The organism is Bacillus mobilis (genome assembly GCF_001884045.1).
Taxonomy (GTDB): Bacteria; Bacillota; Bacilli; order Bacillales; family Bacillaceae_G; genus Bacillus_A; species Bacillus_A mobilis.
The window spans coordinates 443,087-459,009 of the sequence record NZ_MACF01000046.1 but is presented as its reverse complement, the minus strand read 5'-3'; the positions used below and the strand labels follow the sequence as shown (position 1 = coordinate 459,009).

Annotated in this window: 15 protein-coding genes; 1 reads left to right on the top strand and 14 read right to left on the bottom strand. The window is 37.2% G+C overall.

Annotation, left to right across the window (positions count from 1 at the left end; translation table 11 throughout):
• Window position 1: 1 nt before the first annotated feature.
• From smc to BAQ44_RS07500, 10 genes are all read right to left on the bottom strand, one after another.
• Complete coding sequence (gene smc / locus BAQ44_RS07545; protein ID WP_071721385.1) at window positions 2-3,571, bottom strand: chromosome segregation protein SMC; 3,570 nt, start codon at window positions 3,569-3,571, stop codon at window positions 2-4.
• A gap of 146 nt (window positions 3,572-3,717) precedes the next feature.
• The gene (gene rncS, locus BAQ44_RS07540; protein ID WP_001146868.1) at window positions 3,718-4,455 is read right to left on the bottom strand and encodes a ribonuclease III; all 738 of its coding nucleotides are present in this window, start codon (window positions 4,453-4,455) and stop codon (window positions 3,718-3,720) included.
• Between the two features lie 58 nt (window positions 4,456-4,513).
• Window positions 4,514-4,747, bottom strand: coding sequence for an acyl carrier protein (gene acpP / locus BAQ44_RS07535; protein WP_000786062.1), 234 nt, complete (start codon window positions 4,745-4,747; stop codon window positions 4,514-4,516).
• Window positions 4,748-4,816: 69 nt separating this feature from the next.
• Window positions 4,817-5,557 (bottom strand): 3-oxoacyl-[acyl-carrier-protein] reductase, encoded by a 741-nt coding sequence (gene fabG / locus BAQ44_RS07530; RefSeq protein WP_061678211.1) that lies wholly within the window; start codon window positions 5,555-5,557, stop codon window positions 4,817-4,819.
• On the bottom strand, window positions 5,557-6,501 hold the full coding sequence (fabD, locus tag BAQ44_RS07525; protein WP_061678212.1) for an ACP S-malonyltransferase: 945 nt from the start codon (window positions 6,499-6,501) through the stop codon (window positions 5,557-5,559). The genes fabG and fabD overlap by 1 nt, the downstream gene beginning before the upstream one ends.
• Before the next feature lie 14 nt (window positions 6,502-6,515).
• On the bottom strand, window positions 6,516-7,508 hold the full coding sequence (gene plsX, locus BAQ44_RS07520) for a phosphate acyltransferase PlsX (protein WP_000684108.1): 993 nt from the start codon (window positions 7,506-7,508) through the stop codon (window positions 6,516-6,518).
• Window positions 7,505-8,098 carry a transcription factor FapR gene (gene fapR, locus BAQ44_RS07515; RefSeq protein WP_000747352.1) on the bottom strand — a complete coding sequence of 198 codons (594 nt, stop codon included), beginning with the start codon at window positions 8,096-8,098 and terminating at the stop codon, window positions 7,505-7,507. Before fapR ends, plsX begins: the two co-directional genes overlap by 4 nt.
• A gap of 88 nt (window positions 8,099-8,186) precedes the next feature.
• Window positions 8,187-10,235 carry an ATP-dependent DNA helicase RecG gene (gene recG, locus BAQ44_RS07510; protein ID WP_071721383.1) on the bottom strand — a complete coding sequence of 683 codons (2,049 nt, stop codon included), beginning with the start codon at window positions 10,233-10,235 and terminating at the stop codon, window positions 8,187-8,189.
• 289 nt (window positions 10,236-10,524) lie between these two features.
• Window positions 10,525-12,201, bottom strand: coding sequence for a DAK2 domain-containing protein (locus BAQ44_RS07505; RefSeq protein WP_063260424.1), 1,677 nt, complete (start codon window positions 12,199-12,201; stop codon window positions 10,525-10,527).
• Window positions 12,202-12,223: 22 nt separating this feature from the next.
• On the bottom strand, window positions 12,224-12,586 hold the full coding sequence (locus tag BAQ44_RS07500; RefSeq protein WP_000021109.1) for an Asp23/Gls24 family envelope stress response protein: 363 nt from the start codon (window positions 12,584-12,586) through the stop codon (window positions 12,224-12,226).
• Between the two features lie 375 nt (window positions 12,587-12,961).
• On the opposite strand from BAQ44_RS07500, the gene rpmB reads away from it, so the two are divergent.
• Entirely contained in the window at window positions 12,962-13,150 is a 189-nt protein-coding gene (gene rpmB, locus BAQ44_RS07495) for a 50S ribosomal protein L28 (protein ID WP_000124776.1), read from the top strand.
• A 73-nt stretch (window positions 13,151-13,223) separates the two neighbouring features.
• On the opposite strand, the gene spoVM is transcribed toward rpmB, so the two are convergent.
• The 4 genes from spoVM to rsgA form a co-directional block, all read right to left on the bottom strand.
• Complete coding sequence (gene spoVM / locus BAQ44_RS07490; protein ID WP_001213599.1) at window positions 13,224-13,304, bottom strand: stage V sporulation protein SpoVM; 81 nt, start codon at window positions 13,302-13,304, stop codon at window positions 13,224-13,226.
• A gap of 66 nt (window positions 13,305-13,370) precedes the next feature.
• Entirely contained in the window at window positions 13,371-14,051 is a 681-nt protein-coding gene (locus BAQ44_RS07485; RefSeq protein ID WP_061678215.1) for a thiamine diphosphokinase, read from the bottom strand.
• A gap of 99 nt (window positions 14,052-14,150) precedes the next feature.
• Window positions 14,151-14,795, bottom strand: coding sequence for a ribulose-phosphate 3-epimerase (rpe, locus tag BAQ44_RS07480; RefSeq protein WP_061678216.1), 645 nt, complete (start codon window positions 14,793-14,795; stop codon window positions 14,151-14,153).
• Window positions 14,796-14,797: 2 nt separating this feature from the next.
• Window positions 14,798-15,679 carry a ribosome small subunit-dependent GTPase A gene (gene rsgA, locus BAQ44_RS07475; protein ID WP_001113938.1) on the bottom strand — a complete coding sequence of 294 codons (882 nt, stop codon included), beginning with the start codon at window positions 15,677-15,679 and terminating at the stop codon, window positions 14,798-14,800.
• Window positions 15,680-15,923: the final 244 nt, after the last annotated feature.

The following is a 15,923-nucleotide window of genomic DNA, read 5'->3' as shown; positions in this document are numbered from 1 at the left end:
CCTAATTACTTGCCACTAGTTCTTCTCCATCATCTAAACGAACCGAAACAAGTTTAGATACCCCTGACTCTTGCATTGTTACACCGTACAATACGTCAGACTCTTCCATTGTACCTTTTCTATGTGTAATGACAATAAACTGTGTCTCATCACTAAATTTCTTTAAATACTGTGCAAAACGGGCAACATTCGCCTCATCAAGAGCCGCCTCTACCTCATCTAGTACACAGAATGGAACTGGACGCACTTTTAAAATACCAAATAACAGCGCAATTGCTGTTAAAGCACGCTCTCCACCTGAAAGTAAACCTAAGTTTTGTAGTTTCTTCCCTGGCGGTTGCGCTACAATATCAATACCCGTATTTAATAAGTCCTCTGGATTCGTCATGACTAAATCCGCTCTACCGCCTCCAAATAATTCAGAGAATACTGATTGAAACTCCATTCGGATTCCTTCAAACGTAGTAGAAAAGCGTTTTTTCATTTCTTCATCCATTTCAGTAATAAGCTGGTGTAATGTCGTTTTCGCTTCTTCTAGGTCATCTTTTTGCTCTAGTAAGAATGTATGACGCTCTGCTACACGCTCATACTCTTCAATTGCCCCTAAGTTTACTGTGCCTAGCTCTTCGATGGATAGTTTAATTAGTTTCACCTTTTTACGTGCATCCTCGGCAGGCATTATCATTGTATACTTCAGTTTTGCTGCTTCAAATGAAATTGTATATGTTTCACGTAAATGTTGTAATCTATTTTCTAACTCTACATCAAGTCGGTTTATTTTTACTTCTTGATCTTTCAACATCTCAAGAATGTATTTATGCTTACCTGTTGTTTCTTTCAGATTACGCTCTAACTGTTCTACTCTTTCTTGTAACGATAAGCGTTGTTCACGACGAGAGCGAATTAACTCTGAAGTTTGATTACGATCATATGCTTTCTTCTCAATCATATTCGTAATTTGTTCTTCACCACTTGAATTCGATGTCATTTCTTGTTTTAAGAATGCTAAATCCTCTTTCGTTTTGACAAGCGTTGCATCCGTTTCTTCTTTTTCCTTAGTCAATCGTTCAACTTTTTCTTTTTGATTAGATAAGCGTTGTTGCTTTTCAGCCGCCAGCACTTTTAACTCAGTCATTTCTTTTTGAACTTTTTCTTTAGAAGAATGCTGCTCACTTTTTTGTTTTGTTAAAGCGACAATTTTGCTATCTAATCCCGTAATCTCAGCTTGAAGAGTCGCTAAAATCTTTTCTAGCTCTTCTTTACGCCCTTGTATCTTCACTTGATCTTGTAAGAATCCTTCAATCTCTAAATCGTAAATAGATAAACGATCATTAATACGATGTTCTTCTAATTCTAAACGATTAATTTCTTCTCTTAATTTCTGTTCATCTACACGCTCTACTTCTACACTTTGCCTTAGTTCGCGTATTTGCACTTCTCTTTCTTGAATCTCTTGCTTTACTGCTTTAACAAAGTTTTCTAACTTCGTTGTTTTCTCTTCCATATCAGTTAACTTGCTCGTCCACTCTTCTAGTTCACGTTGACGTCCTAATAAAGAAGATTTCGCCTGTTTTACCGCTCCACCTGTCATAGAACCACCAGGGTTCACTACATCACCTTCGATTGTTACAATGCGATAACGGTATTGCAGTTGTTTCGCTAACTCATTTGCCCCGCGTAAATCTTTTGCAACAATAACAGTACCTAATAAATTCGAAACTACATTTTCATATTTATTATTATATTGCACAAGTTCTGCCGCCACACCTACAAACGATGGGTGTTGATTTACAATACGTAATTGTTCAAATGATAACGATCTACTTTTAATAACAGCTTGCGGTAAAAACGTTGCTCGTCCATGCTTATTTTGTTTTAAAAACGCAATTGCATTACGAGCATGTTCTTCTTTTTGTACGACAATATGCTGCATTGCTGCACCTAGAGCAATTTCCATTGCAATTTCATATTCTTTCGGTACTGTTAGCAGTTCTGCGACAGCACCCTCGATACCTTGCAGCTTATTTTCTCTAGCTTTTAATACTTCACGTACTCCTTGATAGAAACCAGAGTAATCTTCTTGCATCTCTTCTAGCATTTCTTTTCGAGAACGTGCCTGTTGTACAAATTGATACGCTTGATACAGTTTTGTTTCATTTTCACTATACTGCGTCTTGCATTTCCCAAGTGCCGCTTCTGTCTTTTGTATATTCGAAAGGATACCAGCTACTTTTTCTTTCACTTGTTCATAACTTTCCACAAGCTTAGTCTTTTTCGCGGTAATTTCCATACGCATTTCTACATATTTCGCATTTTCTTCATCAAGGCGTTCATTTTTAGAGTTTTGTTGTTTAGATTGTTCTTCAATCATAGACAACTCATTGCGATGACTAGCTTGTTGATTTAAAAGTTCAATATAGTCACCTTTTAAATTCTCAATTTGTTCCTCTAAATTGTCAGCAAAAGTTGCAAGCAGTAACTCATTATCATGCAATTTCGTTTCCAACTCTTTTACTTGATTTACAAATTGCATCAACACTTCTGTACTGGATTCAATTTCACCATCATAACTTGTAGCTTTCTCTGTTAATTCAACAATTAACTGCTCGAGTTGCGCACAATGCGTCGTTGCATTTTGTTTTCTCTCTTTTAATAACTCACGCTGTCCTTCTAACTTTTCTAGCTCTTTACTAGAAAGAAGAAGTACTTCTTGTAAGGAATCTACCGACTCATCTACTGCTTGTAATTGTCCTCGTAATTCCTCTAGCTCTTCTTCACCTTTTTGTAAATGCGTTGACATTTTAGCTTCTTCGTTTTTATTATGTCCAAACTGATTTCGAAGCGCTTCCCATTTCTCATGTAATTCTTCAATTTCATGTACAATAAGCGCCGCTTCTACTTTCTCTAATTCTTCTTTTTTCTCAAGATAATCTTTCGCAATAGAAGCTTGTCTTTCTAAAGGTTCTACTTGACTACTTAATTCGTGAATGATATCTTGTACACGATTTAAGTTTTCTTGTGTATCTGCTAATTTTGCTTCAGCTTTCTTTTTACGAAGTTTGTATTTCAGCACTCCAGCGGCTTCTTCAAATACACCACGACGTTCTTCCGATTTACTACTTAAAATCTCTTCAACTTTCCCCTGGCTAATAATCGAAAAAGCTTCTCTTCCCATACCAGAGTCCATAAATAAATCGATAATATCTTTCAATCTACATGATTGTTTATTAATATAAAAATCACTATCACCAGAACGAGATACACGACGTGTTACACACACCTCATTATATTCAATCGGTAAACGTTGATCTTCATTATTTAAAGTTAATGTTACTTCAGCAACATTAACTGCTCTTCTCGTATCACTGCCCGCAAAAATAATATCCTCCATCTTTGCACCACGTAATGATTTTGCAGATTGTTCACCAAGTACCCAGCGAATCGCATCAGTAATATTACTTTTCCCACTTCCATTAGGTCCTACTACAGAAGTTACACCTGGGACAAAATCAACAGATACGCGCTCAGCAAACGACTTAAATCCTGCTATTTCTAATCTTTTTAAAAACACGAAAGGCCTTCCTCCTATTCTCCGTTGTTATAACTGTTATCTATACAAAAACGAGCTATTATACGGATTTCCCTTCCCTTTATTCACAAACAAAAGAAAGTTTCATTCTATGCATAAGGAATCCCCCTCATTCAAAGGGGGATTCCTTATAGTTGTTCTTTTAATTTTTTCAATGCTTCTGCAGCAGCTTGTTGCTCTGCTTCTTTTTTCGACTTGCCACTACCAAGACCTAAAGCCACGTTATTTAACGTAACACGTGACACAAATTCTCGGTTATGAGCCGGTCCTTTTTCTTGCAAAATTTGATACTCAATATTGCCACTACCATCACGCTGAATCAACTCTTGTAATTGACTCTTATAATCCATCACATGAGAAAAAGCACCTTCATTAATTTTCGGATATACAACTTCTTTTAAGAATCCCCAAACTGTTTCAAGCCCTTGATCAAGATAAAGGGCACCAATAAACGCTTCAAAGACATCCGCTAATAAAGCTGGTCGTTCACGTCCACCCGTCATTTCCTCGCCTTTTCCTAATAAAACAAGGCTACCAAATGACAATTCGTTTGCAAAACGAACAAGAGATGGTTCACATACAATAGCTGCACGTAGTTTTGTTAACTCTCCTTCGCTCATTGTCGGATATTTTTGAAACAGATACTGCGATACAGTGAGTTCCAATACAGCATCACCAAGAAATTCAAGACGCTCATTGTCCTCATGCGGTTTTTTTCGATGCTCATTCACATACGATGAATGCGTAAATGCTTGAATCAATAATTTTTCATCTGAAAACGTAATACCTATTTCTTCTTGAAATACTTTAAACGCTTCACGATATTTTGTTTCGTATTTTTTTTCTCTATGTTTTCGGTACGGCATAAGTCCCTCCAGATATAAGCCGAGAAGCCCCGCTAAAAAACGGGACTTCACTTAAGCATTATAGATGACTCTCTATGTAAGTCACAGCATCGCCAACAGTAGCAATCTTTTCAGCATCTTCATCAGAAATTTCCATTTCGAATTCATCTTCCAATTGCATTACAAGTTCTACTACATCTAGGGAGTCTGCGCCTAAATCTTCTTTAAAGCTCGCAGCTGGTACTACTTCAGTTTCTTCTACACCTAAACGATCAACGATGATTTTTGTTACACGCTCTAAAACATCTGCCATTCCATTCACCTCCCCTCAAATATTATATTAAATATTGGCCAAAAAAACTAGCTGAAATCCATTCTTTTATTACATTACCATACCGCCATCAACATTTAACGTTTGACCTGTAACATATTTGCTTTGATCAGAAGCAAAGAAAGTTACAGCATTTGCGATATCCTCCGCTTCACCAAACTGAGCTACAGGAATTAATTTTAACATTTCAGCTTTTATATTTTCATCTAATACGTCTGTCATATCTGTGGCAATAAACCCAGGAGCAATTGCATTTACAGTAATATTACGGCTCGCTAACTCTTTTGCTGATGTTTTTGTTAATCCAATTACACCCGCTTTAGCAGCAACATAGTTTGCTTGTCCTGGATTACCTGTTACTCCAACAACAGAAGCGATATTAATAATACGTCCATGACGTTGACGCATCATATATCGAGATACTGCCTTCGTACATAAGAATACACCTTTTAGGTTTGTATTAATAACTGTATCCCATTCTTCTTCTTTCATACGCATTAATAAATTATCTTTTGTTACACCTGCATTATTTACAAGAATATCAACTTGTCCGAATGTATCTACAGTTTGTTTCACCATATTTGTAACGTCTTCAGCATTTGCAACATCTGCTCTTACAGCAATTGCATCCGAACCTAATTTCTTTATTTCATCAACTACTTCATTTGCCTTTTGCTCATTACCAGCATAATTTACTACAACATTTGCCCCTTGTTTCGCTAAATCAATCGCAATCGCACGACCAATTCCACGTGACGCGCCAGTTACTAATGCTACTTTCCCTTTTAACATCAGTTTTCTCCTCTCAGATTTGAAATGGTATCTTTTAATGTCTCTTCATCATATATCGCATATGCTTTCACTGATGAATCAATTGACTTCATCAGTCCAGCAAGTACTTTCCCAGGTCCAATCTCAATAAATGTATCTACACCTTGACTCACCATATTTTCAATGGACGGGTACCATAAGACAGGCGAATAGAGCTGTTCAATTAGCTTTTCTTGAATATGTGTACCGCTTGTAATAACGTCTGCTGTTACATTTGCGATAACAGGAATATTCGTATCTTGAATTGTAATTTCATTTAGGACACTTTGGAACTTCTCAGCTGCCGGCTTCATAAGTGAAGAGTGGAACGGTCCACTTACCTTAAGCGGAATTGCTCTCTTTGCACCATTTTCTTTCGCTCTTTGAGAAGCAATCTCGACTCCTTGCTTTGTTCCAGAAATCACAATTTGCTTCGTACTATTCATATTAGCGATTTGTACTGCATATCCTTCACTTGTTACTTCTTCTGTAACTTGTTTCAGCATATGTGGATCAGCACCTAAAATAGCGGCCATTGCACCTTCTCCGCCAGGAACAGCTTCTTCCATATATTCCCCACGTTTCCTTACAGCGTATACAGCGTCTTCAAAAGTTATTGCACCCGCTGCTACAAGTGCGCTATATTCACCTAAACTATGTCCTGCAACAAAATCTGGTGTAATATCATACTCTTTCAAAGCTGTCAAAATAGCAAAACTCGTTGTTAATAAGGCAGGCTGCGCATTTGTCGTTAACGTAAGCTTTTCCTGCGGTCCTTCAAAAATCACTTCTGAAAGTGAATCTTGCAACACCTCATCTGCTTTTGCAAACACATTTGCAACCTCTTTATTATTCTCCGCTAACTGTTTACCCATTCCAACTGCCTGTGAACCTTGGCCCGGAAAAAGAAATGCTAGTTTTCCCATTTCAAATCCTCCTCTTATTGGAGTGGCTCTTTCTCCATTACACTTGAAATAGTAGGAATTACTTCTTTCGCTACCATTTCTCTCGTTTGACGAATCGCACTAAATATCGATTGGTCATTGGAAGAACCGTGAGCCTTAATGACAGGAGCTTTCAATCCAAACAATGCCGCTCCCCCATACTCCGAATAATCCATTTTATCTTTTAATACCATAAGTTTTGGCTTTAATACCGCTGCTGCTAATTTACTCGTAAACGAACTCATTAACTGCTCTTTTAACATAGAGAATAATGCAAGTGCCGTTCCTTCTAATGATTTTAGCGCTACATTCCCTGTAAAACCATCACACACAACAACATCTGCTACACCTTGCAATAAATCTCTTGATTCAACGTTCCCAACGAAATTAATTGGGGCATCCTTAAGCATTGCAAAGACTTGTTTTGAAAGCTCGTTCCCTTTGCCATCCTCTGTTCCAACGTTCAAAAGTCCAACGCGAGGATTTTTAATCCCCCTTACTTTCTCAGCGTATACAGATCCCATTACTGCATATTGATATAAATGAATTGGTTTTGCATCAACGTTCGCTCCAACATCTAACATAACAAAACCTTCTCCATCAACAGTTGGCATTGTAGGGGATAAAGCTGGTCGCTCAATTCCTTCCATACGACCTACAACAAACAATCCAGCCGCCATTAAAGCTCCTGTACTACCAGCTGATATACAAGCATCCGCTACGCCATCTTTCACTTGCTGCGCTGCTAGTACCATTGAAGCTTGTTTTTTTCGACGAACCGCTCTTACTGGTTCATCTGTCGATTCGATTTTTTCATCTGTATGAAGTATAGTAATTCGTTCTTCACTCGTTAAGTATTGACGAATTTCCTCTTCTTTCCCTACTAACGTAATATGTAAATCAGAATATTCCTTAATAGCTTTCATTGCTCCTAATACGACAGCCTTTGGAGCGTGATCGCCGCCCATTGCATCTATTGCGATTTTCATAAGTTGTTACCTTCCTCACTATAATTACTAGATCGATACATTTCAAAAGTGCCTGTAAAAACAAGTTCTTCTCCAACAAAGCTACGCACTTTTACAACGGTCCGTCCTTTATCATTCTCTACATCTTCAACGCGTGCTTTTGCAACAACACGCTCTCCTAATTTTACAGGACGAATGTATCGAATGGTAGACTTTGCAGTTAAAGCTAATTCTTCATCAATAACTGCAACAGCTAGTGAGTTTGCTTGTGCAAACAAATGATGCCCACGGGCAATCTGATTTCTTTTAAATACGTGTTCTACCTTCACTTCAAAGATAGAAATCGCATGTCTATCTAATTCTATATCGATAATTTCTCCGACAACCTCTTCTAACGGTAAAGATTTCACATCTTCTTCATGTTGCTTCGTAGCTACATGTTTAATTCTTTCTCTTAATTCAGGAATAGATAATTCCATACGATCAAGACGTACGGTTTGTATACTCACTTGAAATTTTTCTGCTAAATCTTCATCCGTAATAAAAGGATTCGTTTCTATTGTTTGTTGTAATAATTCTTGTCTTTCTTTTTTACTTCTTCTTTTTTTCATACCGCACCATCCATTTTTATGACTAGGTACTAACAGTAGTATATAATCATTAAAAGTAGAATGCAACAAAAACTTTTGTTGCCTCCCTTTAATCGAGCTTCTCTCCTTGGAACACACCTGTCCCGTCAAGATAAGTACGCAGCGAAGCATATTGATCATTATGCCAAAACGCTTCGGAATCTACTAGTAATGCTGCATCTTGTCTTGCAGTTTCTAACGCTCGATAATCATGTACCATATCAGCAACCTTGAATTCTGGTAAACCACTTTGCTTACTTCCAAAGAAATCTCCAGGACCTCTTAACTCTAAATCTTTTTCTGACAATACAAATCCATCGTTCGTTTCGGTCATAATACGCATTCGCTCTTTTCCCGTTTCCGATTTTGGATCCGCGATTAATAAACAATATGATTGTTCACTACCACGCCCAACACGTCCCCTGAGCTGATGAAGCTGCGATAAACCGAAACGCTCTGCATCATAAATAACCATTACAGTCGCATTCGGTACGTTCACACCTACTTCAACAACCGTTGTCGACACGAGAATTTGCACTTTATTTTCACTAAATTGTCCCATTATCTCTTCTTTTTCTTGAGATGATAATCTTCCATGCATTAATCCAACTTGACATTTCCCTTGATAATGATGAGTCAGCATACTATGTAAGTCGATCGCATTTTGTACATCAAGTTTCTCAGATTCTTCAATAAGGGGACAAATTACATATGCTTGTCTTCCTTTTTTTATCTCCTTCTCCACAAAACCGAGAACTCGATCTAACATATCATGTTTTGCCCAGTATGTTTCAATTACCTTTCTACCAGCTGGCATCTCATCGATTATAGAAACATCCATCTCTCCAAATGCAGTAATTGCTAACGTACGCGGAATTGGGGTCGCTGTCATAAATAATACATCTGGACTTTCACCTTTCTCCCTTAAAACTCGTCGCTGTGCTACACCAAATCGATGTTGTTCATCAGTAATAACGAGACCTAACCTATGAAAGATAACTTCATCTTGAATTAAAGCATGTGTTCCGACAAGGATATCTATTTCTCCTTGTTCTAATTTCGCCAAAATCTCTCGACGCCTTACACCTTTAACAGAACTTGTTAGCAATTCAACCTTCATACCAAAGTGTGAGAACGTCTCTGCGAGCGATTGATAATGTTGCTCCGCTAAAATTTCTGTAGGAACCATTAAAGCACCTTGATAATGTGCTAATTTCGCTGCATAAAGGCCAATCGCTGCAACGACTGTTTTCCCAGAACCTACATCACCTTGCAACAGACGATTCATTCGATAAGGAGATGTCATATCTTTCATAATTTCATCTACTACCCGGCTCTGCGCACCAGTTAACGGAAACGGAAGTGCATCGATAAACTCTTGCAATTCTGCTGAAGGAATTTCTTTTTTCGTCCCTTTCGAATTTTCCCTCTCCATTTTCCGTAATGTTTGCATTTTCAGCTGAAATAAGAAAAATTCCTCATATACAAAACGGCGACGCGCTTGTTTTAAATCTTCCTGTCCTGCTGGAAAATGAAGCGCCTTGAGCGCTTCATAACGCGGCAATAATTTATATCGACTTAACAATCCATCAGGCAACACTTCAACTATAGATTCTCCATACTCCTTGAATGCTTGGGCAATAAAACGGCGCATCTGTTTTACTGTAAGTTTCCCTTTCACTGAGTATACAGGCTCTACGTCTTGTTGGCGTGCAACTGGTCCGAAATGAAGCTCTGATACCGCAATCGTTTGACGGTGCTGATCCCATTTACCTGTTATCGTTACCGTTTCATCTAAAGTTAACTTTTGCTTATAGTACGGTCTATTAAAACATACAGCTGTAATTAAATAACGACCGACAAGGACACGAACCGTAAGGCGCGACTTTTTCTTCCCATAATATTGTAGTAAAGGAGCACTATGAACTTTCCCTTCAACTGTTACCCGTTCATCATGCTTTACTTCAGCAAGATCTTTCATCGCATAATCTTCATAACGGTACGGAAAATGTTCTAATAGATGAGAAACTGTATAAATTCCCATCTCGTGTAGTAATTCAGATGTTTCTCCTCCGATTCCCTTTACATCCGTAACAGGAACTTGTACAACTTCATTCAAGATTCTCACGCTCCGTCACATTATTTTCTTTGATACATTATCGACTAACACGATTGACATCTGTAATCGCTCTTTTTCACCTTATATATTCTATCATAGGCATTCTAAGAGAAACTACTCAAATCCCTCATAAGCAACACGAAAGAAAAGAGCCTCACTATTAGCAGCAAGGCTCTTTTTTATCTTCAATATGCTAGCCTTTTGAATAAAAACTAGTAATAAACTTCATATTACTACTTCTTATCCATTAGCAAGTAAGTAATCCATTTATTTTCAAAACGAATTTTTCTTATTCTACAGAGAAGATGAAAGAATACACCGGTTGGTTTCCAGCATGTACTTCTACTTCTGCATCTTCAAATTTCTCTTCTACAAATTCAACTAACTCAGCTACTTCTTCATCAGTTGCATCTTCACCTTGTAGAATCGTTACGATTTCAGAATCTTCATCAATAAGTGCTTCAAGTAATTGCTTCGCAGCTCCAACTTTTTCTGCATTTGTTGATACGATTTTTCCATCTGCAATACACATGAAGTCATCTTTTTGAATTGCTACACCATCAATTTCCGTATCACGTACCGCATACGTAATTTGACCGGTTTTCACATGAGATAAAGCTTCTTTCATGTTTTCTTCATTCTCTTCTAACGTTCCAACTGGATTAAATGCTAACATTGCAGCCATACCTTGAGGAACTGTTTTCGAACGAATCACAATCACTTCTTGATCAACAACTGACGCTGCTTGTTCTGCTGCCATCACGATATTTCCGTTATTCGGTAAAATAATGATTTTTTCAGCGTTCGCTTCTTCAATCGCCTTCACAATATCCTCCGTACTTGGATTCATCGTTTGGCCACCTTCGATCACTTTCGTCGCGCCAATGCTCTCAAATAAAGTTTTGATACCAGATCCCATAGCTACAGTTACGATACCGTACGGTTGTTTCTCTTTGGACTGGCTAGTCGGCTCAGGCATCATAGTAGGCTCATCTAATAAAGCAGTATGCTGTTCACGCATATTTTCTACTTTAATCTTAATTAAACTACCATAGCGTTGTCCATAATTCATAGGATCTCCAGGATGTTCCGCATGAATATGAACCTTAACAACCTCATCATCTGATACAACAAGTAGTGAATCTCCGTATACACTAATATCTTCACGGAATTTTTGTTCAGAGAAATTATGCTCTTTCATTTTTTCAGGCTCTAATTTCACCATGAATTCCGTACAATATCCATACTTTATATCTTCTGTACTCAATTGGCTTTGTACACTACGGTGATGTTCTGCGCGTACCATGTCATTCATAGATGGTTGGGCAGACACATTAGAAGAAATCGTTTCTCCTTTTAAGTCAGCTAAAAATCCTTCATATACAACAACAAGACCTTTACCACCGCTATCTACAACGCCAACTTGTTTTAATACAGGTAATAAATCTGGCGTACGATTTAACGATGCATTTGCTTCTTTCACAACGTCTTCCATAAACAAAACAAAGTCGCGCTGTTTTTTCGCAACTGTCACTGCATATTTACCCGTTTCTCTTGCAACCGTTAAAATCGTTCCTTCAATCGGTTTCATAACCGCTTTGTAAGCCGCTTCTACCCCAGCATCTAAAGCTGCAGCAAAATCAACTGTTGTTAATTCTTCTTTTTGTTCAATGGATTTAGAGAAACCACGGAATAACTGAGATAAAATAACACCAGAGTTACCACGAGCTCCCATTAATAATCCTTTGGCTAAACTTACGCCGACTTTACCAGCATGCTGTGAAGGATTTTCTTTCACTTCACGTGCGCCTGAAGTCATTGATAAGTTCATGTTTGTACCGGTATCGCCATCTGGAACTGGAAATACGTTTAATGCATCAACAAGCTGAACATTATTTGTTAAATTATTCGCTCCTTGCATGATCATTTGTGATAAACGTTTCCCATCAATTTTTTGAATTGACACAGATTTTCCTCCTTAATGCACATTACAAGTTTATTACTTTAACTCCTTGTACGTAGATGTTTACAGAATCTACTGCTAGTCCTACAGTTTGATCTAATGTATATTTCACTTTCGTCTGCACGTTATGTGCTACTTCTGAAATTTTCGTACCATAGCTCACAATAATATACATATCAATATGTACTTCATCTTCATCTTTACGAACAATAACACCTCTAGTGAAGTTTTCTTTTCGTAAAATATCTGTTAAACCATCTTTTAACTGATTTTTTGATGCCATACCTACGATACCGTAGCAATCTACTGCGGCACCTCCAGCAATTGTTGCAATTACATCTGTACTAATATCAATTTGACCATACTTCGTTTTAATTTCAATTGACATCTCGTTTCCCCCTTCATAAATGGTGAAAGTGAGCTAGACTACTTTAGTTACTATCATATAATCTTTTTAAAGAAAATTCCATCGTTCTTTCTTTTCACTCTCATATTTTATGTTTTAAATCACATTTTTTATGATGAGCAAAATAGTCCATTGTTATTATACAACATGTACCACTATAATATGTCAAGTAATTTTTCTTGATTTCAGCTTTTCATCATCGACATATGGTGTCAAGTAATTTTTCTTGATTTCTTTTTTCTACGGTGTTGCATTCTCTTTTTAGTTGTGTTAAATTATAGTAGTGTTTTTAGCATCGCAAAAAAGACTAACATTGAAAAATTACGTATGGTAAGGTATCAAGGGAGGGAAATATAAATGGCTCGTGTTTGTGCTATCACTGGAAGAAAAGCTCGTTCTGGTAACTCTCGTTCTCACGCAATGAACGCTACAAAACGTAAATGGGGCGCTAACCTTCAAAAAGTTCGCGTACGCATCGACGGAAAAGTTCAACGTGTTTACGTTTCTGCTAGAGCATTAAAATCTGGCAAAATCGAACGTGTTTAATAATAAAAAAAAGAGCCTCTAGGCTCTTTTTTTACTATGACAATGAAAAAAGCACCGGTAATAGGTGCTTTTTTTAATCTTTTTTGAAGGTATTTAACATGGCACGAACAATTCCACCAAGAAATTTAGGTAACTTAATTGTATAAAATCTCATGGTTTCCCTCCTAATCCCCATTACTCCACTTGTTCACTATATGATGTAAGGAGCAAAATTGTTTCTTTAATCAGTGCTTCTTATCACCATTAATATGCCAGAAGTAAATGAAAAAGTACCTTTTTCCTCAACGAGTTCATTACTAATACAAAGTGTTGATCCCCATTCTATTGTTTTATTAGTTAGAGGATACTTAAATCCAAGCAATGTAATCCCTTCCACTATTTCAGTAACCGGCACAAAAGATACATAAGGGAAATTTTTATTGTCTTCAATTATATGTGTACCCACTTTTTTCACGCTTATTTCATTTTTATTGTCTACAATACACATTTCTATCTCTACTTCTAACCCTCTTAAAAGCATCTGTATATTTGCTAAACCGTGATCCAGCCTTCCACCAGTGGCACCAAAAATACGAATCAATGTCGGATTTTGTTCTAACGCCCAGTTAATCGCAATTTCTAAATCTGTTTGATCTTTTTCACGAGGAACAATATGTAAGTCATTTGTTTGCTGGCCCATCCATACTAATTCTTCTTCAGTAACTGAATCGTAATCTCCAAACGCAACAGCTGGAGTAATTCCTCCTTTTAATAAACGATATACGCCTCTATCAACTGCCGCCCACACTACTTTCTCACTTTCATATCGAGAAAAATCTGCACAATATTCCGCAGGTCCGCCCGCTAAAATATGAATAATCATGTTTCCTTCCCCTTCTATTGTAAAAAGGCAATCTGCCATTCGGTAGATTGCCTTTTTACATATTTTTTCTCTATCCTTTATAAATAGTGAAAACTTACTACACTAGAAGTTTCACTAGGATAAAGACTCGTTCATTCATTATCCACGAATGACACGAATTGCTTCACCGCGGTCTTTTTGATTGTATACTGCTGATCCAGCTACAAGCACATTTGCTCCTGCTTCAACACAAAGTCTTGCTGTTTCAGCATTTACACCACCATCAACTTCAATTTCTACTTCTAGATTGCGCTCTTTAACCATTTCTGCAACTTGTTTAATTTTCGGTAATACAGAATGGATAAATTTCTGCCCACCAAATCCTGGGTTTACTGTCATAAGTAATACCATATCTATATCTTCTAATACATGCTCAATCGTTGAAACTGGCGTATGCGGATTTAATACAACTCCCGCTTTAATGCCATGAGATTTAATTAACTGAATTGTACGATGCAGATGAGGGCACGCCTCTACATGAACAGTGATAATATCCGCTCCCGCTTTTGCGAAAGTCGGGATATAGTTATCAGGATTTTCAATCATTAAATGTACATCTAATGGTAACGATGTAATCGGACGGATAGCTTCTACAATTAATGGTCCAATCGTAATATTTGGTACGAAATGTCCATCCATTACATCGACGTGAATGTAATCCGCTCCGCCTTTTTCTACATCTTTAATCTCTTCCCCTAATTTTGAAAAATCTGCTGATAAGATCGATGGTGCAATTTTAATCATAACTAATACCTCGGCTTTCTCTCTCTAATTTCTTCTACGAATTGTTTGTAATTCTTATAACGATATTCTGTAATTTTTCCTTCTTCAACCGCAGCCTTCACAGCACATTTCGGTTCAGAAAGATGTGTACACCCTCTAAATTTACAGTATTGGCTCGCTTCTTTCAACTCTGGAAAACAATATGTAAGATCTTCTACCTCTATATCTATGAAATCAAGTGAACTAAAACCAGGTGTATCTGCAACTAGTCCGCTTCCAACCGCAATTAATTCTACGTGTCTTGTCGTATGTTTCCCGCGTCCTAAATGCGAGGAAATATCATTCGTTTTCAATTCTAAATCTGGGCGTAAAACGTTAAGCATAGAAGATTTTCCAACACCAGATTGCCCTGCTACAACAGAAACACAGCCTTCTAAGAATGGTTTTAAAATATCAATACTTTCCGATGTATTTATAGAAGTAAATAATACATCATATCCCATCTCACGATAGTCATTCGCATAAGATTCAACAGTCTCTCTCATTCTTTCATCCACTAAATCCATCTTACTAATGCAAATAATCGGCTTAATATTATGATATTCAATCAGCACTAAAAATCGATCTAACAGTCCCGGATTAAAATCTGGTTCTACTGCTGAGAAAACGAGAATTGCTTGATCAACATTAGCAATAGGAGGCCTAACAAGTTCATTTTTTCGATCAAATACTTCAAGCACGTATCCTTCACTCGGATTATCTGCTTGAAAAACAACTTGGTCTCCTACCAGTGGTGTAATTTTATTTTTTCTGAACACACCACGCCCGCGGCATTGGGTAATCCCTTCTTCATGCTGCACATAATAAAACCCACTTAGAGCTTTTACAATTTTTCCTTCTGGCATATAATTCTCCTTTATTTTGTATAAAGTGAACCTGTAATTCATATTGAATGGATTAGAATTCTTTAAATACTTATTTCAAAACCCGTCATATATACAAGTTAATATATTTAATCTACCATCAAATTCAACATATTATTTATAACAGTATCACTTTTATAACTTTTTGAATCATATATTTTTGCCTGTTATACATTCCACTATAAGTGGACAGCATAACAGGCAAGAGTAATACATTCCATCCCCT